The sequence below is a fragment of the Streptomyces sp. NPDC029526 genome (assembly GCF_040637405.1).
Lineage (GTDB): Bacteria > Actinomycetota > Actinomycetes > Streptomycetales > Streptomycetaceae > Streptomyces.
Map to the genome: position 1 here is coordinate 49,140 of NZ_JBEZWE010000005.1, position 21,317 is coordinate 70,456.

At 73.9% G+C, this 21,317-nt stretch carries 20 protein-coding genes and 1 pseudogene; 7 read left to right on the forward strand and 14 right to left on the reverse strand.

Annotation, left to right across the window (positions count from 1 at the left end):
* Positions 1-12 precede the first annotated feature (12 nt).
* Positions 13-951: a beta-ketoacyl-ACP synthase III gene (locus AB0F01_RS14815; protein WP_362094528.1), complete on the reverse strand. Its 939-nt coding sequence runs from the start codon at positions 949-951 to the stop codon at positions 13-15.
* 499 nt (positions 952-1,450) lie between these two features.
* Between AB0F01_RS14815 and fdhD the strand changes: the two genes are divergently transcribed.
* Both fdhD and AB0F01_RS14825 read left to right on the forward strand, forming a co-directional pair.
* Positions 1,451-2,299: a formate dehydrogenase accessory sulfurtransferase FdhD gene (fdhD, locus tag AB0F01_RS14820; protein WP_362094531.1), complete on the forward strand. Its 849-nt coding sequence runs from the start codon at positions 1,451-1,453 to the stop codon at positions 2,297-2,299.
* A gap of 175 nt (positions 2,300-2,474) precedes the next feature.
* Positions 2,475-3,737 (forward strand): DUF4185 domain-containing protein, encoded by a 1,263-nt coding sequence (locus AB0F01_RS14825; RefSeq protein ID WP_362094533.1) that lies wholly within the window; start codon positions 2,475-2,477, stop codon positions 3,735-3,737.
* Here AB0F01_RS14825 and AB0F01_RS14830 read toward each other — a convergent pair.
* A pseudogene (locus tag AB0F01_RS14830) lies at positions 3,673-3,960 on the reverse strand (bile acid:sodium symporter); the annotation flags it as partial. The gene AB0F01_RS14825 and the pseudogene AB0F01_RS14830 overlap by 65 nt on opposite strands.
* A gap of 309 nt (positions 3,961-4,269) precedes the next feature.
* Between AB0F01_RS14830 and AB0F01_RS14835 the strand changes: the two are divergent.
* Together AB0F01_RS14835 and AB0F01_RS14840 are read left to right on the forward strand one after the other, a co-directional pair.
* Positions 4,270-6,096 carry an AMP-dependent synthetase/ligase gene (locus AB0F01_RS14835; protein ID WP_362094536.1) on the forward strand — a complete coding sequence of 609 codons (1,827 nt, stop codon included), beginning with the start codon at positions 4,270-4,272 and terminating at the stop codon, positions 6,094-6,096.
* Positions 6,097-6,179: 83 nt separating this feature from the next.
* Complete coding sequence (locus tag AB0F01_RS14840; protein WP_362094538.1) at positions 6,180-7,013, forward strand: aldo/keto reductase; 834 nt, start codon at positions 6,180-6,182, stop codon at positions 7,011-7,013.
* A 210-nt stretch (positions 7,014-7,223) separates the two neighbouring features.
* Here AB0F01_RS14840 and AB0F01_RS14845 read toward each other — a convergent pair whose 3' ends face one another.
* A complete protein-coding gene (locus AB0F01_RS14845; RefSeq protein ID WP_362094541.1) occupies positions 7,224-7,625 on the reverse strand; it encodes a RidA family protein in 402 nt (133 codons plus the stop codon).
* A 107-nt stretch (positions 7,626-7,732) separates the two neighbouring features.
* On the opposite strand from AB0F01_RS14845, the gene AB0F01_RS14850 reads away from it, so the two are divergent.
* Positions 7,733-8,116: a helix-turn-helix domain-containing protein gene (locus AB0F01_RS14850; RefSeq protein ID WP_362094544.1), complete on the forward strand. Its 384-nt coding sequence runs from the start codon at positions 7,733-7,735 to the stop codon at positions 8,114-8,116.
* Between the two features lie 193 nt (positions 8,117-8,309).
* Here AB0F01_RS14850 and AB0F01_RS14855 read toward each other — a convergent pair whose 3' ends face one another.
* The 5 genes from AB0F01_RS14855 to AB0F01_RS14875 all read right to left on the reverse strand — a co-directional run bounded on the left by AB0F01_RS14855 (position 8,310) and on the right by AB0F01_RS14875 (position 12,066).
* On the reverse strand, positions 8,310-9,254 hold the full coding sequence (locus AB0F01_RS14855; RefSeq protein WP_362094546.1) for a class I SAM-dependent methyltransferase: 945 nt from the start codon (positions 9,252-9,254) through the stop codon (positions 8,310-8,312).
* Positions 9,255-9,439: 185 nt separating this feature from the next.
* Entirely contained in the window at positions 9,440-10,228 is a 789-nt protein-coding gene (locus AB0F01_RS14860; RefSeq protein ID WP_362094549.1) for a hypothetical protein, read from the reverse strand.
* 29 nt (positions 10,229-10,257) lie between these two features.
* Entirely contained in the window at positions 10,258-10,800 is a 543-nt protein-coding gene (locus AB0F01_RS14865) for a SigE family RNA polymerase sigma factor (RefSeq protein ID WP_362094552.1), read from the reverse strand.
* Positions 10,801-11,011: 211 nt separating this feature from the next.
* Positions 11,012-11,755 (reverse strand): class I SAM-dependent methyltransferase, encoded by a 744-nt coding sequence (locus AB0F01_RS14870; RefSeq protein WP_362094554.1) that lies wholly within the window; start codon positions 11,753-11,755, stop codon positions 11,012-11,014.
* Positions 11,756-11,760: 5 nt separating this feature from the next.
* A complete protein-coding gene (locus AB0F01_RS14875; RefSeq protein ID WP_362094557.1) occupies positions 11,761-12,066 on the reverse strand; it encodes a 4a-hydroxytetrahydrobiopterin dehydratase in 306 nt (101 codons plus the stop codon).
* Positions 12,067-12,204: 138 nt separating this feature from the next.
* Between AB0F01_RS14875 and AB0F01_RS14880 the strand changes: the two genes are divergently transcribed.
* On the forward strand, positions 12,205-13,035 hold the full coding sequence (locus AB0F01_RS14880; RefSeq protein WP_362094559.1) for a helix-turn-helix transcriptional regulator: 831 nt from the start codon (positions 12,205-12,207) through the stop codon (positions 13,033-13,035).
* Here AB0F01_RS14880 and AB0F01_RS14885 read toward each other — a convergent pair.
* The gene (locus tag AB0F01_RS14885) at positions 13,017-13,442 is read right to left on the reverse strand and encodes a hypothetical protein (protein ID WP_362094561.1); all 426 of its coding nucleotides are present in this window, start codon (positions 13,440-13,442) and stop codon (positions 13,017-13,019) included. The two genes, AB0F01_RS14880 and AB0F01_RS14885, sit on opposite strands and share 19 nt — an antisense overlap.
* Before the next feature lie 250 nt (positions 13,443-13,692).
* Here AB0F01_RS14885 and AB0F01_RS14890 point away from each other — a divergent pair, with 250 nt between their 5' ends.
* Positions 13,693-14,556 carry a helix-turn-helix transcriptional regulator gene (locus tag AB0F01_RS14890; RefSeq protein ID WP_362094563.1) on the forward strand — a complete coding sequence of 288 codons (864 nt, stop codon included), beginning with the start codon at positions 13,693-13,695 and terminating at the stop codon, positions 14,554-14,556.
* Positions 14,557-14,761: 205 nt separating this feature from the next.
* Here AB0F01_RS14890 and dnaK read toward each other — a convergent pair whose 3' ends face one another.
* The 5 genes from dnaK to AB0F01_RS14915 all read right to left on the reverse strand — a co-directional run bounded on the left by dnaK (position 14,762) and on the right by AB0F01_RS14915 (position 21,313).
* Positions 14,762-16,696 (reverse strand): molecular chaperone DnaK, encoded by a 1,935-nt coding sequence (dnaK, locus tag AB0F01_RS14895; RefSeq protein ID WP_362094566.1) that lies wholly within the window; start codon positions 16,694-16,696, stop codon positions 14,762-14,764.
* 114 nt (positions 16,697-16,810) lie between these two features.
* A complete protein-coding gene (locus AB0F01_RS14900) occupies positions 16,811-17,551 on the reverse strand; it encodes a glycerophosphodiester phosphodiesterase family protein (protein ID WP_362094569.1) in 741 nt (246 codons plus the stop codon).
* Between the two features lie 81 nt (positions 17,552-17,632).
* The gene (locus tag AB0F01_RS14905; protein ID WP_362094572.1) at positions 17,633-18,061 is read right to left on the reverse strand and encodes an OsmC family protein; all 429 of its coding nucleotides are present in this window, start codon (positions 18,059-18,061) and stop codon (positions 17,633-17,635) included.
* Between the two features lie 220 nt (positions 18,062-18,281).
* Positions 18,282-20,474 carry a phage holin family protein gene (locus tag AB0F01_RS14910; RefSeq protein WP_362094575.1) on the reverse strand — a complete coding sequence of 731 codons (2,193 nt, stop codon included), beginning with the start codon at positions 20,472-20,474 and terminating at the stop codon, positions 18,282-18,284.
* A gap of 437 nt (positions 20,475-20,911) precedes the next feature.
* The gene (locus AB0F01_RS14915) at positions 20,912-21,313 is read right to left on the reverse strand and encodes a hypothetical protein (protein ID WP_362094578.1); all 402 of its coding nucleotides are present in this window, start codon (positions 21,311-21,313) and stop codon (positions 20,912-20,914) included.
* Positions 21,314-21,317 lie beyond the last annotated feature (4 nt).

Consider the following 21,317-nt stretch of genomic DNA (forward strand, 5'->3'; position numbering starts at 1 on the left):
GTACCCGGGAGGTCAGGGGCAGCGGACGACCTGTCCCGCGTAGGACAGGTTGCCGCCGAAGCCGAACAGCAGGACGGGGTCGCCGGTGGCGATCTGTCCGCGCTCGACCAGCTTGGAGAGGGCGAGCGGGATGCTGGCGGCGGAGGTGTTGCCGGACTCGGTGACGTCGCGGGCGACGACGGCGTTGACCGCGCCGAGGCGGGCGGCGAGCGGTTCGATGATCCGCAGGTTGGCCTGGTGCAGCACGACGGCCGCCAGGTCCTCCGGGGCCAGTCCGGCCTTCTCGCAGGCCTGCCGGGCGACCACGGGCAGCCGGGTGGCCGCCCAGCGGTAGACGCTCTGCCCCTCCTGCGCGAAGCGCGGCGGGGTCCCCTCGATCCGCACCGCGTGACCCATCTCCGGCACGGACCCCCACAGCACCGGGCCGATGCCGGGCTCGTCCGCCGCCTCCACGACGGCGGCCCCCGCCCCGTCACCGACGAGCACGCAGGTGGAGCGGTCCGTCCAGTCCGCCACCTCGGACATCTTGTCCGCCCCGATGACCAGCGCACGGGTGGCCGCTCCCGCGCGCAGGGCGTGGTCGGCGGTGGCCAGCGCGTGGGTGAACCCGGCGCACACCACGTTGAGGTCGAGGGCGGCCGGGCCGGGGACGCCGAGCCGGGCGGCGACCCGGGCGGCCATGTTGGGCGAACGGTCGATCGCGGTGGACGTCGCCACCAGCACCATGTCGATGTCGTCGGCGGTCCGGCCGGCCGCCGCGAGGGCCTTGCCGGCGGCCTGCGCGGCCAGTTCGTCGACGGGTTCGTCGGGTCCGGCGATGTGACGGGTGCGGATGCCCACGCGGCTCGTGATCCACTCGTCGCTGGTGTCCACCATGCCCGCCAGGTCCTCGTTGGTGAGCACCCGGGCGGGCTGGTAGTGGCCGACAGCGGCGATGCGCGAGCCGATCATGGGCGGGGTCCCCTCGTCGTTCGGAAGCGGGATCCCTCAGTCTGATCAGTGACTCACGGGTACGAGTGCAGGTGAAGTGACAGGAATCGGGCCCGGGCGTTGTCGGCTTCCGCTCCCGCCGGACGCCGGGGCCGGGAGTCCGACGGTGCGTGTGCGGACGACCACGCACAGGCGTCCGGGAGACCCCGCGAGGACCGCCGCGCGGACCCTCCCGGAGGCCGCGGTGAGGACCGCCGTGCGGACCGGCCACGGCCCGGCGGCCCCGGTGCGGACCCCCGTGCGGACCGGCCACGTCCCGGCGGCCGTCGCCCCGGGCCGCTCCCCGGCCGGCTCACCGCCACTGCCACCAGCTCCCGCGGCGGGCCCCTCGCCCGCCCCCTCGCCGGCCCCTTCGTCGGCCCGCCCGCAGGATGCCCCGCCCCGGCCCTCCGCCCCGTGCGGGACAATGGACGTCCGGCGCGCGGCCCGCACGGAACGGGGAACGATCAGGACTGGGGACATGGGACGAGTCACGGAACGACGCAAGGTGCTCCGCATCCGGGACGGGGCGGTGTCCAGCCGGCCCGACACCCTGGTCGCCGAGGAGCCCCTGGAGATCCGGCTGAACGGACGGCCCCTGGCGATCACGATGCGCACCCCCGGCGACGACTTCGCCCTGGCGGCCGGCTTCCTGGTGAGCGAGGGCGTGCTCGCCTCGGCCTCCGACCTGCGCAACATCGTGTACTGCGCGGGGGCCACCGCGGACGGCGTCAACACCTACAACGTGGTGGACGTGCAGACCGCTCCCGGTGTCCCGATCCCGGACATCACCCTGGAACGCAACGTGTACACCACGTCGTCCTGCGGTCTGTGCGGCAAGGCGAGCCTGGACGCCGTGCGGACCACGACCCGCTGGCCGATCGCCGACACTCCCCCGCTGCGGGTGACGGCGGACCTGCTGTCGGAGCTGCCCGACCGGCTCCGCGCCGCCCAGCGGGTCTTCGACCGGACCGGCGGCCTGCACGCGGCGGCCCTGTTCGACGAGAGCGGCGACCTGCTGGACGTGCGCGAGGACGTGGGACGGCACAACGCGGTCGACAAGGTGGTCGGCCGCGCCCTGCAGCAGGGCGGGCTCCCGTTGTCCCGGACACTGCTGCTGGTGTCCGGCCGGGCCTCCTTCGAGCTGGCGCAGAAGGCGGTGATGGCCGGTGTCCCGCTGCTCGCCGCGGTGTCGGCGCCGTCGTCGCTGGCGGTCGATCTGGCCACCGAGGCGGGGCTGACGCTGGTGGGGTTCCTGCGGGGCGGTTCCATGAACGTGTACGCCGGCGACCACCGCATCGAAGTCCGGGCCGCAGCTCCCCACGCCTGACGCACCGGTCCCGCGGGGGCCTCGCAGCAGGACGCGCCCGACACCCGGCCCCGACGGCACCGGAGGACGACCGGCCCGGTGACCGGCACGGCGGGTGTGCGGTGACAGCCGACCCCCTCCCCGGCGGCCGAGGCGCCATGGACCCGGGCACCGTGGGCCACTAACGTCACGGAGCGTGCCCACCGACCCCGACGGCCCCGACGTCCCCGACGACACAGCCCGAGCACGGCGGCGGACGGCGACCGGGATCGGCGTGGTGCTGCTGGCCCTGGTCCTCGGTGCCGTGCTGCTCTCCGGCCCCCACCACGACGACGGCCGGCCCGGGAGCGACGCCTGCGCACCGCGTACGGTCGCCTCCTGGTCGGCCGACGACACCCTCACCGCCGAGTTCGCCCGCTACGGCGACGACGCCACCCGCACCGACGACTGGACGGGCGGCGACGGCACCCACTCGGTGCGGCTGCCTGACGGACGGCTGCTGTGGCTGTTCTCCGACACGTTCCTGGGAAGGGTGAACGGCCCGCCCAACCCGGTCGGCGAGTCGTACACCTGGCGGGATCCCGCCGCGCCGATGGTCCGCAACTCCGCCGTGGTGATGCGCGACGGCCGCCTGGAACGGACCCTGCCCGCCCCGCTGTTCGCGGACCCGGGCCCCGACCGGTGGCGCTGGCCGGTCGCCGCCCGGGTGGAACCGCGCTCCCCCGGCTCCCGGGACAAGGTCCTGCGGGTCCTGCTGTGGGTGCGCCGTACCGGGCCGTCCCCGTGGATCTACGGGGTGCCCACGGCCACGGAGGTGGCGACGCTCTCCCTGCCCGGCCTGCGCCTGGAGTCGGTGACCATGGTCCACGACCAGGAGCAGGTCACCGACCCGTCCCGCCGGGTGCTGTTCGGCACCACCCTGACCGAGGAGGACGGCTGGACGTACGTGTTCGGGGGGGACGACGGCCGGGCGGTGTCCCGGCCGGTCTCGCGGGCGTACGTGGCACGGGTACCGGAGGGCGGCCTGGCGGACCCGGCGGCCTGGGAGTTCTGGAACGGCTCGGAGTGGCAGACCCGGGCCGACCCGCGCCCGGTCCTCGGCGACGGGCGGCGCGCCGGGGTGGGCAGCGCCTTCTCCGTGGTCCGCGACGACGGGACGTACGTGCTGTTCACGATGGCGGCGGGCGCGAAGGGGCTCACCACGGTGGCGTCGTACTGGGCCTGCTCGCCGGCCGGTCCCTGGCACGGGCCGGAGAAGGAGTTCGCCCCCGCGCTGCCGCACGAGGGCACCGCCGCCTACAACCCCCAGACGCACCCCGAACTCAGCCGTGACGGGCGGCTGGTGCTCAGCTACGACGTCAACTGGATGGAGACGGCCGGTGCGGCCGTGATGCTCAGCCGGAACGTGGCGCTGTACCGGCCCCGGTTCCTGACGGTGCGGCTCGGCCCGGCGGGATGACCGCCGGGCCGGTCGCGGGCGTCCCCGCGTCGGCCTCACGGACGTCATGGACGTCACGGACGTCACGCGCCTCACCGACCTCACCGACCTGGCGTACCTCGCCGGTCTCGCGGGCCTCGCCGGTCTCCGGGTCGCGCGAGCGGCGCCCGGCGATCACCGCGCAGACCATCAGCTGCATCTGGTGGAACAGCATCAGCGGCAGCACGGCGAGCGACGCCGGGGCGTCGAGCCCGCCGGGACCCACCGTCCTCCCGCCCCGACCGTCAAGCGCCGGTCAACGCCGCGTACAGATTCGGTGGAGATCGCCCCCACGATCCTTACTCAAAAGTCAGGAATCTGTCCGGCCCTTCCCCTTGTGGGTGCATTCTGTGGCGCTGACCTGCGCGGACGCGAGCGACGTTCAGGTCTCCCACCCCTCCCGCAGCACGGGGAGGGTGGGGTAGCTTTCACCGCGCCGTGCCGGGGGTCCCCCGTCGGCGCGGTCCAGTGTCCGCATCGTGCGAGTACCGGGGAGCGGGGAACGGGAGCGGCCGTGCGCGAGTTCACCAGCCCTGCGCTGGCGTTGCCCCCTCCGGTGGGCGGTCTGGCGGACGTCGTGTTCCGGTACGCGAAGGAGGACCCGTCGCGGGTCGCGCTCGGCCGCAAGGACGCCGACGGCCGGTGGCGTGACGTGACCAGCGGCGAGTTCCGTGACGAGGTGCTCGCCCTCGCCAAGGGCCTGCTCGCGCAGGGGGTCCGGTTCGGCGACCGCGTCGCGATCATGTCCCGCACCCGCTACGAGTGGACCCTGTTCGACTTCGCGCTGTGGACGGTCGGTGCCCAGGTCGTGCCGCTCTACCCGACGTCGTCGGCGGAGCAGGTCCTGTGGATGCTGCACGACGCGGAGGTCAGCGCGGCGGTCGTGGAGCACGAGGACCACGCCATGACGATCGCCACCGTCATCGACCGGCTGCCCGGGATGCGGCGGCTGTGGCAGCTCGACGCGGGTGCGGTGCAGGAGCTGTACGAGGCGGGCGCCGCTCTCGACGACGAGGTCGTGCACCGCCACCGCCGGGCGGTCACCCCCGACTCGGTGGCCACCGTGATCTACACCTCCGGCACCACGGGCCGCCCGAAGGGCTGCGTGCTCACCCACGGCAACTTCATGTTCGAGGCGGACACCGTCATCGAACGCTGGGAGCCGGTGTTCCACTCCCGCCGGGGCGACGAGGCGGCGACGCTGCTCTTCCTGCCGCTCGCGCACGTCTTCGGGCGGATGGTGCAGGTGGCCGCCGTCCGCGGGCGGGTGAGGTTCGGCCACCAGCCGCAGCTGAACGCGGCGGCGCTGATGCCGGACCTGGCCGCGTTCCGGCCGACGTTCTTCCTGGCCGTGCCGTACATCTTCGAGAAGGTGTTCAACGCGGCGCGGCGGAAGGCCGAGCGGGAGGGCAGGGCGGGGGCGTTCGAGAAGGCGGTCGAGGTGGCCGTGAATCACGCCGAGGCGATGGAGGCGAAGGCGTGGGGCACCGGGCCGGGGCCGTCGGCGGCCCTGCGCGTGCAGCACCAGCTGTTCGACAAGCTGGTGTACGGGAAGCTGCGGGCCGCGATGGGCGGGCGGATCCGGCACGCGATGTCGGGCGGTTCGGCGATGGACCGGCGGCTGGGGCTGTTCTTCGCGGGCGCGGGCATCCACGTCTACGAGGGGTACGGCCTGACCGAGTCGACGGCGGCGGCCACCGCCAACCCGCCGGAGCGGACCCGGTTCGGCACCGTGGGCCGGCCGGTGCCGGGCGTGTCGGTGCGCCTGGCCGACGACGGCGAGATCTGGCTGAACGGCGACAACGTCTTCCAGGGCTACCTCAACAACCCCGGGGCCACGCGCGAGGTGCTGGACGACGGCTGGCTGGCCACCGGTGACCTGGGCTCCCTGGACGAGGACGGCTACCTCACCATCACCGGCCGCAAGAAGGAGATCCTGGTGACGTCCGGCGGCAAGAGCGTCTCGCCGGGGCCGCTGGAGGAGCGGGTACGGGACCACCCCCTGGTCAACCAGTGCATCGTCGTGGGCAACGACCGCCCCTACGTGGCGGCGCTGATCACCCTGGACCCGGAGGCCGTGGAGCACTGGCTGGCCATGCGGGGCAAACCGGCCCTGCCGGCCGTCGAGTTGGTGCAGGACGCCGACCTGGAGGCGGAGGTGCGCAGGGCCGTGGTGGCGGCCAACACCCTGGTCTCGCAGGCCGAGTCGATCCGCACGTTCCGCATCCTGGCGCAGCCGTTCAGTGAGGAACACGGCCTGCTCACGCCCTCGTTGAAGCTGAAGCGCAAGGCCATCGAGAAGGCGTACGGCGTGGAGGTGGAGGCGTTGTACCGCGCGTGAATTGTGCGGTCCGGAATGCACGGCGGGGTGTGATCGTTGAGGATGGGGCTGTTCACCGTCCACAACCGAAGGATCGAGAGCTCGTGAGCAAGGTCCCCCCGATCGTCCTGAACAACGGCGTGGAGATGCCCCAACTGGGCTTCGGCGTCTGGCAGGTCCCGGACGCCGAGGCCGAGACGGCCGTGGCGACGGCTCTGGAGGCGGGCTACCGCAGCATCGACACCGCGGCCGCCTACGGCAACGAGGAGGGCACCGGCAGGGCGATCGCACGGTCCGGCGTGCCCCGCGAGGAACTGTTCGTCACGACCAAGCTGTGGAACAGCGACCAGGGGTACGACGCGACGCTGCGGGCCTTCGACGCGTCGGTGTCGAAGCTGGGCCTGGAGTACGTGGACCTGTACCTCATCCACTGGCCGACCCCGGAGCGCGACCTGTACGTCGAGACGTACCGGGCCTTCGAGAAGCTGTACGCGGACGGCCGGGTCCGCGCCATCGGTGTGTCCAACTTCCTGCCGGAGTACCTGGACCGGCTCGCGGACGAGGCGTCGGTGGTCCCGGCGGTGAACCAGATCGAGCTGCACCCGCACCTGCAGCAGCACGCGGCGCGCGAGTACCACGCGGAGCGGGGCATCGCCACGGAGGCGTGGTCACCGCTGGGCCAGGGCAAGGGGCTGCTGGAGGTCCCGGCGATCGTGGCGATCGCGCGCAAGCACGGGCGCACACCGGCCCAGGTGGTGCTGCGCTGGCACCTCCAGCTGGGCAACGTGGTGATCCCGAAGTCCGTGACGCCGTCGCGGATCCGGGAGAACTTCGACGTGTTCGACTTCTCCCTGGACGCCGAGGACCTGGCGGCGATCAGCGCCCTGAACGAGGACCGGCGCCTGGGCCCGGACCCGGCCCGGCTGAACGGCGCCTGAGCAGGACCGCACCCGGCCCGTCGGCGACGGCCTCCCCGCTCCCGCGCCCCGCGCGCCGCGGGGCGGCCGCGTCGCGCGTCCGGTCCGAGGGGGCCACGGGCGGGCCCGGCCCGGGCAGGGGCCATGACGGGCGGCCCGTCCGGCCGGGGAAGGACCGGCGGGGCGGCCCCGCGCCGGGCCGCCCCGCCGTCCCCCGTCCCGCGGCACCGCTCAGGCGGGCAGTTTCATGTCCACCACGAAGGCGATCTCGACGGCCTGGCCGGGGAAGGTCAGTTCCGTTACCCCGAAGACGGTGCTGGCCGGACGATGGTCACCGAAGTAGGCCGGATTGCCCTTCATGAGCGCCTCGGAGTTCCGCTGCAGGTCCACCACGTACAGCGTCTGGGAGACGACCTGGTTGCGGGTGGCGCCGAAGTGGTTCAGCACCTTGTCCAGGTTGACGTAGGTCTGCCGGAGCTGGGCGGCGAAGTCGTCGGCGTGGACGAACTCGCCCGCGTCGCTGAGCGAGAGCTGGCCGGACACGTGGATCAGGTCGCCGGACCTGACCGCCTGCGAGTAGCCGAACGCGCTCTCGGCCGGCACGCCGTGGTTGTAGACATCGATGGTGGCCATGGGATCGCCTCTCCTGGTGACAGGTCACTCTCTTGCGGTTACTCGGAAACCATAGGAGAGTGACGGCTGACCTGGAAGAACGCACTTTTCAGTAACCGAGGAACCTCATGGTGACCAAGCAACTGCTCGAGGACCTGCCGGCGGACGCGGACCTCAGGCGCGCGGACTCCCTGGCGCGGGAGATCTTCTCCGACGTCGCCAACAAGTGGGCGCTCCTGATCATCGAGGCGCTCGGCGACCGCACCCTGCGCTTCAGCGAGCTGCGGAACGAGGTCGAGGGCATCAGCCACAAGATGCTCACCCAGAACCTGCGCATGCTGGAGCGCAACGGCCTGGCCGAGCGCACGGTGCACCCCACGGTGCCGCCGAAGGTCGAGTACACCCTCACCGGGGCGGGCCGGGCCCTGCGCACCACGGTCGACGCCATCTGCGGCTGGACGCACGAGCACCTCGGCCACATCGAGGCGGCGCGGCACCGCTTCGACGGCTGAGGACGCGCACCGGCGCCTCGACGGCTGAGGGGGCGGGGCCCCGCTGCGACAGCTGAGGACGCGGGGCCCCGCTTCGACGGCCGAGGGGCCGGGCGGCACCGGACGCTCCGGCGTGCGCCCGCGGTTCCTCGCGACCCGCGCGGCACCGTACGCCCCGCCCTTGCACCCGCCGGCGCGGCGGCGGCCCCGAGCCTCACGCCGGCCGGACGCCGGTGTGGACCGTGTGGGCCGCGAGGACGAAGACGTCCGGGCGCTGGTGGACGCTCGCCGGGTCCGCGGGGTCGAGGAGGCGGTCGAGGGTGGCGCGGTCCTCGGCGTCCAGGTCCTCGGCGAGGGTCTCCCGGGTCCGGGTGAGGGTGGCGGCGACGTACGCGCGGGCACGGTCGGTGGTGGGCGCGGGCAGGTCCAGGAGGAAGGTGCGGGTGCGGGTGTGGCGGAGCCCGGCGGCCACCAGCAGCGCGGGCCAGTCCTCGGTGGTGGCGACCGAGCCCGGCAGGTCGGCACGCATCCGGGTGAACCAGTCCTGCTCGACCGCGTCGATCCGCGCCTGGAGTCCGGGCCGGCCGAAGCCGATGTCACGGGGCAGGAACCGGGCGGGCAGCCCGCCCTCCATCACCGCGAGGGTGCCCCCGGGCGCGAGCCGGGCCGCGAGGGCGGTGAGGGCGGCGGCCTGGTCACCGAGGTGGTGCACGCTGCGGCTGGCCCACAGCAGGTCCGCCGGATACTCCAGATCGTCCAGCACGTCCGGGAGTTCACCGGTCAGCGTGCTGAAGCGGTCGGCGGCCCCGTGCCGGGCGGCGCGCTCCCCGGCCCGTTCCAGCAAGGGACCGGAGCCGTCCACGGCGACGATCCGGGCCCCGGGGAAGGTCTCGGCGAGCAGGGCGGAGATGACGCCGGGTCCGCTGCCGGCGTCGACGACGAGTCCGGGCTCGGTGACCTCCTTCGCCAGCCAGCCGAGCGCCCGCTCGTACAGCGGTGTGAACAGCTCCGCCTGCGATTCGAGCAGCGGGGCCAGCTCGGCCCAGTCGATGTCGGCGTGGTCGTGACCGTGGTGATGCCCGCCGTGACCGGGCCCGTCGTGGCGATCCGGGTCGTGCGGGCCGGGGGTGGGGTGGTCGGGGTGGTGATCGTGCGCCATGGGGTCAGCCTCTCCGCTCGGGTAGCCCCAGGGTGCGGTGACGCACCGGAGGGGGCAAACAGTGTTGCCGCTTCCGCAAGCCCGCCCGGCGCGCACGGTTCCTGCTCCGGGACGCCACCGTCACTCTGCTCCCGCGCGGAGGGCCACTGCGCGACGCCCCTCGCGGCGTCGGTCTCCCGCTCGGTCTACTTCGTGACCTTGATCCCCTCCAACTCGGTGGACTCCGGCGCCAGGACGGCGAACCAGTCGTAGGGGGAATGCTTGGGGCTGTGGATGACCGGAACGTCGGCGTTCGCCCCGGTGTCCGCGGACGCACGGCCGACCTTGATGGAGGTGCCGTCCTTCCACGTGCAGGTGACTTCCTGGGCGGTCTTGGCGACCTGGGCGAAGACCAGGCGCGGGGGGGCCGTGCCGTCCCCCGGGAGCAGCGGGAGCGAGACGGTCCCGTACTCGCCGCCGGTCAGGACGTCGTCCTCGGGCAGCACCAGGTTCCCGATCTCGGTGGTCCTCGCCTCCTCACCGGTGACCCGGTGCACGAAGTGCGCGACCTTGCCCACCAGTTCGGAGGCCGAGGAGACGTCGTGCGGGTGCTCGCCGTACTTCGCCATGGCCGCCAGGGTGGCCTGGGCCTCCGCCGTGTCCGCCGGAGCCTCCCACACGTCGATGTACACCCTCCACGGCACTCCCGCGTCGGTGCCGCTCGCCAGGGTCGTCCGCATGTCCGGCTCGGCCTCCTCCGCGCCGGCGACCGGCCGGCTCGCCGACGCCACCTTCCGTTCCCCGTCACCGGACAGCCCGTTCAGTGCCAGCGCCCCCGTGGAGCCGGCCAGGACCAGGGTGGTGGTCGCCACGGCCGCCCAGCGACGGGCCCTGCGGCGGCGGCCTCCACGGATCAGCGCCTGGGCGGGGGCTGTGCCGATCCGCACCTCGTCGGTCGCGTCGGCCAGCAGGAAGGCGATGTCGTGCTGTGTCATGTGGGAATCCGTCTCCCGGTCCGCGCTCTTCACCGTCGTCCTCCCTGCGTCACTGTCTCCACCCGTCCGTATGCCGCGCGCAGCTTCGCGATCCCCTTGGCCGCGTTGCTCTTCACCGTGCCGACCGAACAGCCCATCGCCTCGGCCGTCTGGGTCTCGGTGAGGTCCTCCCAGTACCGCAGGACCACTGCCTCCCGCTGCCGTGCCGGCAGTTCGGCCAGCGCCGTCAGCAGCGTGTGACGGTCGTCGGCCTGGGCGATCCGGTCACCGGTGTCGGCCACCTCGTGCGTCAGGCCCGCGTCCTCGCTCCTGGGCAGCAGGAACTCCCGCAGCTTCCTGCGGTATCTGCGGGCATGCGTGTTGATCATCACTCGTCGCACGTACGCCTCAGGGGCGTCGGCCGAAGTGACCCTGTGCCAGGCCACGTAGACCTGTTCCAGCGTCGACTGGACCAGATCCTCGGCCGCGTGCTGCTCACCCGTGAGCAGGAATGCCGTGCGCATCAGGTGCGGCCAGCGGCCGACGACGAAATCGTGGAACTCCCTGTCCCCGGCCTGCTTTCGAACCCCCATGAGCACCCCCTTCCTAGATGTCCAAGAGAGTCCCTGCGCGGCCGGGACCGTTGCCTCACCACGGAACCTTGTCCCCGCCACCTCTGACCGGGCGTCACTCCGGTCGCGGTGAACTGCTCGTCGCCTCACGGCGGCTCCGGGGAAACAGAGCCGAGGATCCCGGCCCAGGGCCTTGGCGCGTCTCGGGGCCGCGTCCTGTACAGCGCCCCCCTCAGACCCGCTTGCGGAAGGCGCGCAGGTGGAACACCGGGTCCGGCCGGGGCCGGTCCTGGTCCGGCAGGCGGGACAGCCGGTCCGCGAAGCCGTCGGCGCGGGGGTCGCCGGGCGGCAGGGTGACGAACCAGCCGCGGCGCAGGTCGGCGATGGTGCGGCGAGGGCTGCGGCCCTGGCCGTGGCCGGTGAACCGGCCCTGCCCGGCCGGCCGGAGCCCCAGTCCGGCGGCGTGCGCCGCCACGGCGTCGGGACCGTCGTGCACCGGGCTGGGCGGCCGGGCGGCGAGGACGGCGTCGATGTCACTGCCGACGTTGTGGGAGGCCCCCTTGCCCACGGTGGTGACCCAGACACCGCCGGGCCGCAGCACGCGCGCGCACTCACCGATCACCCGCCGCACCTCACCCGGGTCGGCCAGCAGGTGCAGCAGCCACACGCTGACCACCGCGTCGACCGAGGCGTCGCGCACCGGAAGCCGGCGGCTGTCGCCGCGCACCACGGCGCCGGGGAGTCGGGCGGCGGCCCGGCGGGTCATGGCGGGGGCGAGGTCGACGCCGGAGACACGCAGCCCGGGACGGGCGGCGGCGAAGCGCCGGGTGACGATGCCGGTGCCGCAGGCCACGTCGAGCAGGTCACGGGTGCCGGCCGGGAGAAGGGCGAGCACGGCGTCGGCCGCGGCGCGAGCCCTGGGCTCACCGCCGCGCGAGGCGTCGTACCGTCCGGCTTCCTCGTCGTAGTCGAGCACGCACCTCAGTGTGCCCCGTGGGCGGGCGCGAGGTCCTGTACTCGGCGGGCCAGTTCGAGGTCCTTCTCCGTGACGGCGCCGCCCGCGCTGTGGGTGTGCACGGACAGGGCGACGGTGTTGTAGCCCAGGGTGAGGTCGGAGTGGTGGTCGAGTTCCTCCTGCACCTGGGCGATGTGCACGACCATCGCCGTGGCGGCGGTGTGGGAGGCCAGCCGGTAGGCGCGGGTGAGGCGGTCCCCGTCGAGGGTCCAGCCCGGCAGCTCGGCGAGCCGGTTCTCGATCTCCTCGGGCGACAGCGGTTCGACGGGCATGGGCGTGCTCCTTCGCTGGTCGGGTCGGCCGCTCGCGCCCGCTGGGGGCGCGTCCTCAGCCTGCCACAGGGGGCGACGGGGGTCCCGCGGGCACGCGTACGCTCCCCGGCGGCCCGTGCCGTCGGTTACCGTCACCGGATGGCCACCGTCCCGCCCACGCTCGCCGTCCCCTCCCCTCCACCTCCCGAGGGGGTCGGTCCGCTGCTGCGGGCCTGGCGGGAGCAGCGGCGCGTCAGCCAGCTGGAACTGGCCCTGCGGGCCGGTTCCTCCGCCCGGCACATCAGCTTCGTCGAGACCGGCCGGGCCCGGCCCAGCGAGGAGATGGTGCTGCGCCTGGCCGAGCACCTGGAGGTCCCCGTGCGGGAGCGCAACGCGCTGCTGCTGGCGGCCGGCTACGCGCCCCGCTTCCCGGAGACCCCGCTGGACGACCCGGCGCTGGGCGCGCTCCGGGAGGGCATCGAGCGGCTGATCGGCGGCTTCGAACCGTATCCGGCGCTGGTGGTGAACGCCCTGTACGACGTCGTGGCGGCCAACCGCGGGGTGCTGGAGCTGATCGAAGGGGTGCCCGGGGCGCTGCTGGAACCGCCGCTGAACACCATGCGGCTGGCCCTGCACCCGGAGGGCCTGGCGCCCCGGATCCGCAACCTGCGCCAGTGGCGGGGCCACCTGCTGGGGCAGATGGAGCGGCAGATCGCGCTGCGCCGTTCGGCACCTCTGCGGGCCCTGTACGAGGAGGTGGCGGCGTACCCGGTGCCGGACACCGGCGGGGCGTGCGAGGAGCCGGAGGAGGCCGTGGCGTACGTCGCGCTGCCGATGCGGATCGAGCACAAGGGCCGCACGTTGTCGTTCGTGTCGTCGATCTCCACCTTCAACACGCCGATGGACGTGACCGTCGCCGAGCTGGCCGTGGAGACACTGCTCCCGGCCGACCCGGCGACGGCGAAGTACCTTCAGTCCCGCGTCGACTGACGGTCCCTCAGCGCCAGGTGCTGGAGCACCGCGAACCCGGCCACCACCAGCGCCTGCAGGACGGTCCAGACCGCACCGGTGGTGGTGGGGGTGAGCCACAGGAAGAGGGCGACCAGACTCACCGCGGCCCAGGCGAGGTTGGCCTCCACGACGGCGCGCACCCCGAGGGCGGGCGGGTGGTCCCGGCCGGCGAGCAGGGCGACCGCGGCGGCGTACACGGCGAGGAACCCGCCGATCCCGAGCAGCAGTCGGGCATCGAGACCGAGGAGGCGGCCGACCGGGCCGGACAGCGCAAGGTAGACGAGCGCGTTGACGCCGGTGACGGCCGCGTCCAGCGCCAGGAAGCGGCGCAGCACGGACTGTGGTACGGAGGTGCGGGCGAGCGCGGCGAGCGGGGGCGCGGACATGGGGCATCACTCTCCGTCATGGGGCGGTGTGCGGTGGGCCGGGTTCCGGGCCGGAGTGCGCCGGCCCGGAACCCGGTGCGTCCACGATGGCGCCCGGGCGGTGCCCCGGTCGATTACCCGCGGGGTAAGGGGCCCGTACGGGACGGGGTCGCGTCACCCGGCCGGGCCCGTCCGACGGCCGATGCCGTGAGAGTGCGGCCGGGACGTGACAGACTGGGCCGCATGCGTGGGCACGTGGGAGAGGCGTGGCGTGAGTGAGCGGCGAGCCGCCCCCACCGTGGGCCAGGTGGTGCTGGGCAGGCGACTCCAGGAACTGAGGGAAGCGGCCGGTCTGGGGCGCGACGAGGCGGCCCGGGTGCTGCGGGTGGCACCGGCGACCGTGCGGCGGATGGAGACGGCGGACGTCGCGCTGAAGGTGCCCTACGTCCAGATCCTGCTGGACGCCTACGGGGTGCCCGAGCAGGAGGCGGTCACCTTCGTCGAACTGGTGGAGGAGGCGAACCGGCCCGGCTGGTGGCAGCGGTACCACGACGTGCTGCCGGACTGGTTCAGCCTGTACGTGAGTCTGGAGGGCGCGGCCCGGGTGATCCGCTCCTACGAGCCGCACTTCGTGCCGGGACTGCTCCAGACGGAGGACTACGCGCGCGCCGTGCTGGAGGCGGGGACCATCGGCACGGAGGGGCCGGAGACGGTGGAGCGGCACGTCGCGCTGCGTCTGGAGCGCCAGCGGCTGCTGGACCGGCCGGATCCGCCCCACCTGTGGGTGACCATGGACGAGACGGTGCTGCGGCGGCCGGTGACCGTCGACGGCCGGGTGATGCGTGAGCAGCTGGACCGGCTGCTGGAGCTGTCCGAGCGCGACCGGATCACCCTCCAGGTCATGGAGTTCGCCGGGGGGCCGCACCCGGGGACGTACGCGCCGTTCTCCCTGTTCCGGTTCGCGGAGCCGGAGTTGCCGGACATGGTGTTCACCGAGTACCTGACGGGCGCGCTGTACCTGGACTCGCGGACCGAGGTCGCGGTGCACCTGGAGGTGCTGGACCACATGACGGCGCGCGCCGCGACGACGGAACGCACCCGGGAACTGCTGCGGGTGTGGCGCAAGCGCCACTGAGCCGGCCACCGCGTCACTTTCCCGCCGGCGCCCCTGAGCCGGCCACCGCGTCGCGGGTCGGCGAGCGCCACTGAGCCGGCCACCGCGTCACGGGTCGGCGAGCCCGACTGCCCCCCGGGGCGCGGTGGACACGGACACGCCGTCCCGCCGCGCCCGGTGCGCGGTCTCTCCTGCGCGTCCGGTCCGCGGCGGGTGGGGTGCCGTGTCAGGCGGCGCCGCCCCGGCGGTCGCCTGAGGCCCCGGTGCCGTCGGTGTCGTCGTCGACGATCTCCGCGTCCACCACCCCGTCGTCGTCCCGGGACGGCCCCGGACCGTCGTGCGCGCCGGTGTCCGCGCCCGTGTCCGAGGTGCCCTCCTGCGCGGCGCCCGCGCCCGCCGGGCCGCCGGACTGCTCGGCGCCGGCGTACATCGCCTGGCCCATGCGCTGGCTGACGGCGGCGAGCTTCTCCACGCCGGTGCGCAGGGCGGCGGTGTCGGCGTTCTCCTCCAGCTGCCGCTTGAGGTCGGCGATCGCGCTCTCCACCTCGGTCCTGGTGTCGGCGGGCACCCGGTCGGTGTTGTCGTTCAGGAACCGCTCGGTCTGGTAGACGAGTTGCTCGGCCTGGTTGCGGGTCTCGGCGGCCTCGCGGCGGGTCCGGTCCTCCTCGGCGTGCTGCTCGGCCTCGCGCATCATGCGGTCGATGTCGTCCTTGGGCAGGGCGGAGCCGCCGGTGACGGTCATCTTCTGCTCGCGGCCGGTGGCGAGGTCCTTGGCGGAGACGTGCATGATGCCGTTGGCGTCGATGTCGAACGCCACCTCGATCTGCGGGACACCGCGCGGGGCGGGCGGCAGACCGGTGAGGTCGAAGACGCCGAGCTTCTTGTTGTAGGCGGCGATCTCGCGTTCGCCCTGGTAGACCTGGATGCCGACGGAGGGCTGGTTGTCGGCGGCCGTGGTGAAGATCTCCGAACGCCGGGTGGGGATCGTGGTGTTGCGCTCGATCAGCTTGGTCATGATGCCGCCCTTGGTCTCGATGCCCAGGGACAGCGGGGTGACGTCGAGGAGCAGGACGTCCTTGACGTCGCCGCGCAGCACGCCCGCCTGGAGGGCCGCGCCGACCGCGACCACCTCGTCGGGGTTGACGCCCTTGTGCGGGTCCTTGCCGGTGAGTTCGCGGACCAGGTCGGTGACCGCCGGCATCCGGGTGGACCCGCCCACCAGGATGACGTGGTCGATGGCGCCGAGCTTGACGCCGGCGTCCTTGACGGCCTGGTGGAAGGGGGGCTTGCAGCGTTCCAGCAGGTCCTCGGTGAGCTCCTGGAACTGGGCGCGGGTGAGCTTCTCGTCCAGGTGCAGGGGGCCCTCGGCGGAGGCCGTGACGTAGGGCAGGTTGATCGTCGTCTCGGTGGACGAGGACAGTTCGATCTTGGCCTTCTCGGCGGCCTCCCGCAGCCGCTGCACGGCCATCTTGTCCTGCAGGAGGTCGATGCCGTACTGGCCCTTGAACCGCTTGGCGAGGTGTTCGACGAGGCGCTGGTCCCAGTCGTCGCCGCCGAGGGTGGTGTCGCCGTTGGTGGCCTTGACCTCGATGACGCCGTCGCCCATCTCCAGCAGCGACACGTCGAAGGTGCCGCCGCCGAGGTCGAAGACGAGGACGGTCTCGTTCTCCTTGTCGAGGCCGTAGGCGAGGGCCGCCGCGGTGGGCTCGTTGATGATCCTGAGGACCTTCAGCCCGGCGACCTCCCCGGCCTCCTTGGTGGCCTGGCGCTGCGTGTCGTCGAAGTACGCCGGCACGGTGATCACGGCGTCGGTGACGTCCTCGCCGAGGTAGGACTCGGCGTCCCGCTTGAGCTTCTGCAGCACCCGGGCGGACAGCTCCTGGGCCCGGTAGCGGGACCCGTCGACCGAGCCCTCCTGCGGGAACCGCCACTCCGGGTCCCCCATGTGCCGCTTGACCGAGCGGGCGGTGCGCTCCACGTTGGTGACGGCCTGCCGCTTGGCGACCTCACCGACCAGTACCTCGCCGTTCTTGGCGAACGCCACGACGGACGGGGTGGTGCGCGCGCCCTCCGCGTTGGCGACGACGGTGGGCTCACCGCCCTCCAGGACGGCCACCACCGAGTTCGTGGTCCCCAGATCGATCCCGACCGCACGTCCCATCGCCGTTTCCTTCCGTCGGAGCGCCTGCCGTCCGGGTTCCTCCCCCTCCAGCCCAAAACCTGAGGGGGGCCTTGTCAATGGGGCGTCCGGTTCAGGAGCGTCGGGGCGTCCGGTTCAGAGGCGTCGCGCGGGAACCGCGTCGCGCAGTTCCACGGCCCTGCGGGGGCGGTCGGTGACCAGGACGTCGACGCGCGGATCGGCGAGGAAGGCACGCATCGGCGCGTCGTCGTTGACCGTCCACACCATGGTGAACAGGCCGTGACGGGCGGCCTCACGCAGCACCGTGGCGCGGGCCAGACGCTGGTGCACCGCGACGCCGTGGGCCCCGCAGGCACGGACCCGGCGCATGGGCAGCAGCTCGCTCAGCCGGGTCGCCACCAGGCGGCGCCGGCCCACCTCACGGCCGTCCCGGCCGAGGGAGAGCAGGGTGCGCACCCCGGGGAAGGCGCCGGCGACGGCGGCGACGGACCGGTCCTCCAGCGAGGTCGCGACGCAGCCGTCCGCGCCGAGCAGGGCGACCGCCCGGTCCATGAGGTCCCGCTCGTAGCCGGTCTCCTTGAGGTCGAGGTGGGCCACGAGCCGGCCGGCGATCAGGGCCAGGACGTCGTCGACGACGGGCACCGGCCGGCCGGTGAGGGCGTCGAGCCGGGCATGGGTCAGGGCGGCCACCGGGGGTCCGGTGCCGCCCGCGCGGGCGTCGTGGTGGACGACGAGGACACCGTCCGCGGTGCGCCGGACGTCGATCTCGACGTACTCGGCGCCGGACGTCAGGGCGTCCTCGTAGGCCGCCCAGGTGGCGGGGGCGGCCCGTTCGCCGCCGCCGCGGTGGGCGGAGACACAGGGGCGTGGCGGCATGGCGGTGGTCGGCTCCGGAGGGTGACGTGCCGCAGGCCGCCCCGGGCGGGGCGGCCTGCGTGCGGTGCGACGGCGGTCCGGTCAGGCCAGCTTCGCCGTCAGGCTGATCTCGGTGCCCTTCAGGGCCTGGCTGACCGGGCAGTTCACCTTGGCGTCCTCGGCGGAGGCCTGGAAGGCCGCCTCGTCCAGACCGGGGACGGTGCCCTCCACGGTGAGGTGGATGGCGGTGATGCCCTCGCCGGGCACGAAGGTGACGTCGGCGGAGGTCGTCAGGCGGGTGGGCGGGTTGCCGGCCTTGTCGAGGATGTTGGAGAAGGCCATCGAGAAGCAGCTGGCGTGCGCGGCCGCGATGAGCTCCTCGGGGCTGGTCTTCCCGTTCGCCTCCTCGGCGCGCGACGCCCAGGTCACGGGCTGGTCGGCGATGCTGCCGGAGGAGTCGAAGCTGACGACACCGCTGCCCTGGAAGAGGTTGCCTTCCCAAACGGTGTGTGCGGAGCGCGTGGCTGCCATGACGCCATCCTTTCGGAATGTCCTGCCGTGTGTCCGGTGGTGCTCTGTCCGGGCCCCCGGTTGCCGGGTGCCCTCCCCCATCCGATCACATCACGGCCCAACTCACCCGGAGGACGGGCCCCCTGATGGTTTCCGGCGGCCGGCCCACCTCCGGGGGAGACCTGCTGTCGGACCCGTCGGGCCGGTCCCGGGCGGGGGCCGGCCCGGACGGCACGGTGTGTCAGGCCGCGTGTTCCCGGCCCGGGGCCGCCGGGGACGCGGTGCCGCCGGCCTCCGCCAGCCAGCGGCGCAGCACCCGGTGGACCTCCTCCGCGCCGCGCAGTTCGGCGCCCTCCGGCACCGGCGGGGTCAGCGTCAGCGGCGACAGCAGGAAGGGCCGGGACTGGGCACCGCCGAGGCCGCCGTGCGAGCCGATCTGCTCCTCGAAGGCGTGGACCTCGCCGGTGGCGGGGTCGTGGAAGGAGTTGACCATGATGTCGGCGGTGTGCGGGAAGGAGTGGGTCCGGCGCACGACGTCGGCGGCACCGGGACCGAAGGCGGCCAGCGGGCCCGGGTCGTCGTCGAGCCGGTCGAGGGGCACCTCGGCGCCGTGCGCGCCGAGGACGACGCCTCCGTGGCGTTCGCTGCGCACCAGGAGGAAGCCGATGCCGGGGTGGTTGGCGAGGGTCGGCAGCAGGGCGGGGTAGCGGGCGTCGATCTCCTCCTTGCTCATCCGGCGCGGCACGTCCGGGAAGGACACCAGGCCGAGGTTGCCGGAGGCCAGCACGATCGGCTCGTCGCGGCGGGTGGGCCGGTACTGCTCGACGCCCTCCTCGACGGGCCGGCGCAGCGCGGCGCGGACGGCCGCGCGGGCCTCGGCGCCGCTGTGGGTGCGACGGGCCCGGCGCGGCACCGGCAGGCCGCAGCCCGCCCGCACCAGGTCGCCGAGGGTGAGGCCGTACCGGGAGCGGAAGGTCTCGCCCGGGCTCTGCCCGTGGTCGGACAGGACGACGATGCGGTAGGGGCGGGGGGCGTGCTCCGCCACGTTCTCGATCAGGGCGAGGGCGCGGTCCAGGCGCTCCAGCACCTTGGCGGTGTCCCGGCCTCTCGGGCCGGAGTGGTGGGCGACCTCGTCGTAGGCCACCAGGTCGGCGTAGACGGACGTGCGGCCGGCGAGCAGGTCCCCGGTCACCGCGGCGACCACCACGTCCCGCTGGACGACGGTCGCGAAGGCCCGCACCAGCGGGTAGAGGCCGCCGCGGGAGACGCGCGGGCGCTGCCCGGAGCAGCGGGCCCGGGTGGACTGGACGATCTCGCGCCCGACCTCGGCGACGAAGGACAGGGCGGTGCGCACGGCGTTGGCCGGGTCGGAGAAGTAGGCGAAGTAGCCCGCCCGGGAGCGGGTGCCCGGGGCTCGGCGGCGGGTGGCGATGGACAGCACCAGGGCCTGCTGGTCGGCGCCGCCGCCGAAGAGGTTGCCGCGGCTGGCGCCGTCGTCGGCGAGCAGGCCGGGATGCCCGGCGTGGGCGGCGGCGCGGCGTTCGAGTTCGGCGGCGCTGGTGGGGCGGTTGCAGACCATGACCTCCCGGCGTTCCTTCTCGTACCAGCGGAAGGCGGGGACGTCGTGGTTGCTGCCGTGCAGGACGGCGAGCTGGGTGGCGCCGGTCTGGCTGGACCAGTCGGTCCGCCACGGTATGAGCCGGTGGGTGGGGCGGGCGCCGGGGGCGGGGACCGGAGCCGCCCCGCCTGCCGTGCCGGGGTCCGCACCACCGGCCGTACCGGAAGCCGCACCACCGGCCGTGCCGCCTGCCGTGCCGGGGGCCGCCCCGTCGGTCGGGTCGGGGACGGTGCCGAGCCAGCGGGCGACGGTCGGCATCAGGCCCCGCCGGACGGCATCCACCAGCACGTCGTGACCGACGCCGTCCAGTTGCAGGAAGACGGTGCCGGGGGTGGCGGGGGCCGGGCCGGTGGCGCGGCGGCGCCGGTCGGCGAGCCGGTAGAGGCGGCGGCGGTAGGCGTCGTCGTCGCGCACGGCGAGGGCGGCGCCGGTGGCGGAGGCGACGGCGGACATCACCGCGGCGACCACGACCGCGGTCTCCGGGGCGGCGGAACCGCGCTCGACCGGGTTGAGCCACAGCGCCAGCCACAGCAGCCCGCCGTTGAGGAAGAACACCAGCAGGCCGAGCACCAGCGCGGGCACGAGCAGCAGCAGCCGCACCAGCCGGGGCCACACCAGGGCGGACAGCAGACCGAAGGCACCGGCGCCCAGCGCGGCGGTCACCGCGATGTCGGTGGCGCTGCCGCCGTCCGCGGAGCGCAGCCGGAAGTCCGGCAGCAGGCCGGCGAGCAGCAGCATGGTGAGGGTGGAGACCGCCCACACGGCGACGCTCCGCCCGATCTGACTGGCGACCCGTCGCCACCGCACGTCGCCCACGCCCCGCCACACCTCGCGTCCCCGCCCGTCGCCACCGACCGGCCCTCGAAACCGGTACCCACCCTGCCACAACGGCCGGAAGGGCCGTTATGTCCCCGGCGGGAGGGGGGCGGAGGGGTACGGAGGGGGCGCCAGGGGCGTGCAGGGGCGCGGAGGGCCGCGAGGGGGCGCTCAGAAGCCCGGAGAACGGAGGCGCGGACGTGGGGCAGCGGGGGCGACGCGAAGAGGCAGAGAAAACCAGAGGGGCAGAGGTGCAAGGGTCCAGAGGTCCGGAGGTGCAGGGGTCCAGAGGCACGGAGGACGCGGGCGGGAGGCCGAGGGGGCGCGAGGAGGTGCAGCGGCCGCGGACAGGGGGCGGGAGGGCGCCGGCGTCAGCAGCCGTCATGCCCCGCGGTCAGCAGCCGTCGTAGCCCGCGGTCGGCAACCGTCGCAACCGGTCAGCAGCCGTCGTAGCCCGCGGTCGGCATGGAGAGCCTGCGGTGGACGCGGGCCTTCAACTCCGCGTCGTAGGACGGTTCGGGCCGGCCGACGGTCTCCACGCGCACGCCGCGCCGCGCGCACTCGGCGGTGAACTCCTCCACGGAGGTCAGGGCGCTCGCGAGCACCCGGCGACTGGGCGCGACGAACAGGTCGGTGCCGGGGCGCACGCCCTCCCAGAGCGCGCCGTGGTCCGGGCGCAGCCCGCTCACCAGCATCTCCCGGGCGACCACGTAGCCGCGCTCGGCGGCCCAGTGCGCGCACATGGCGTGCTGGCTGCGGGAGTCCACCAGGAAGGGGTCGTCGTCCAGCTCCTCCAGCGGCGTCAGACTCGCGATCGCCGTCACCCGGACCGCTCCCATGCCA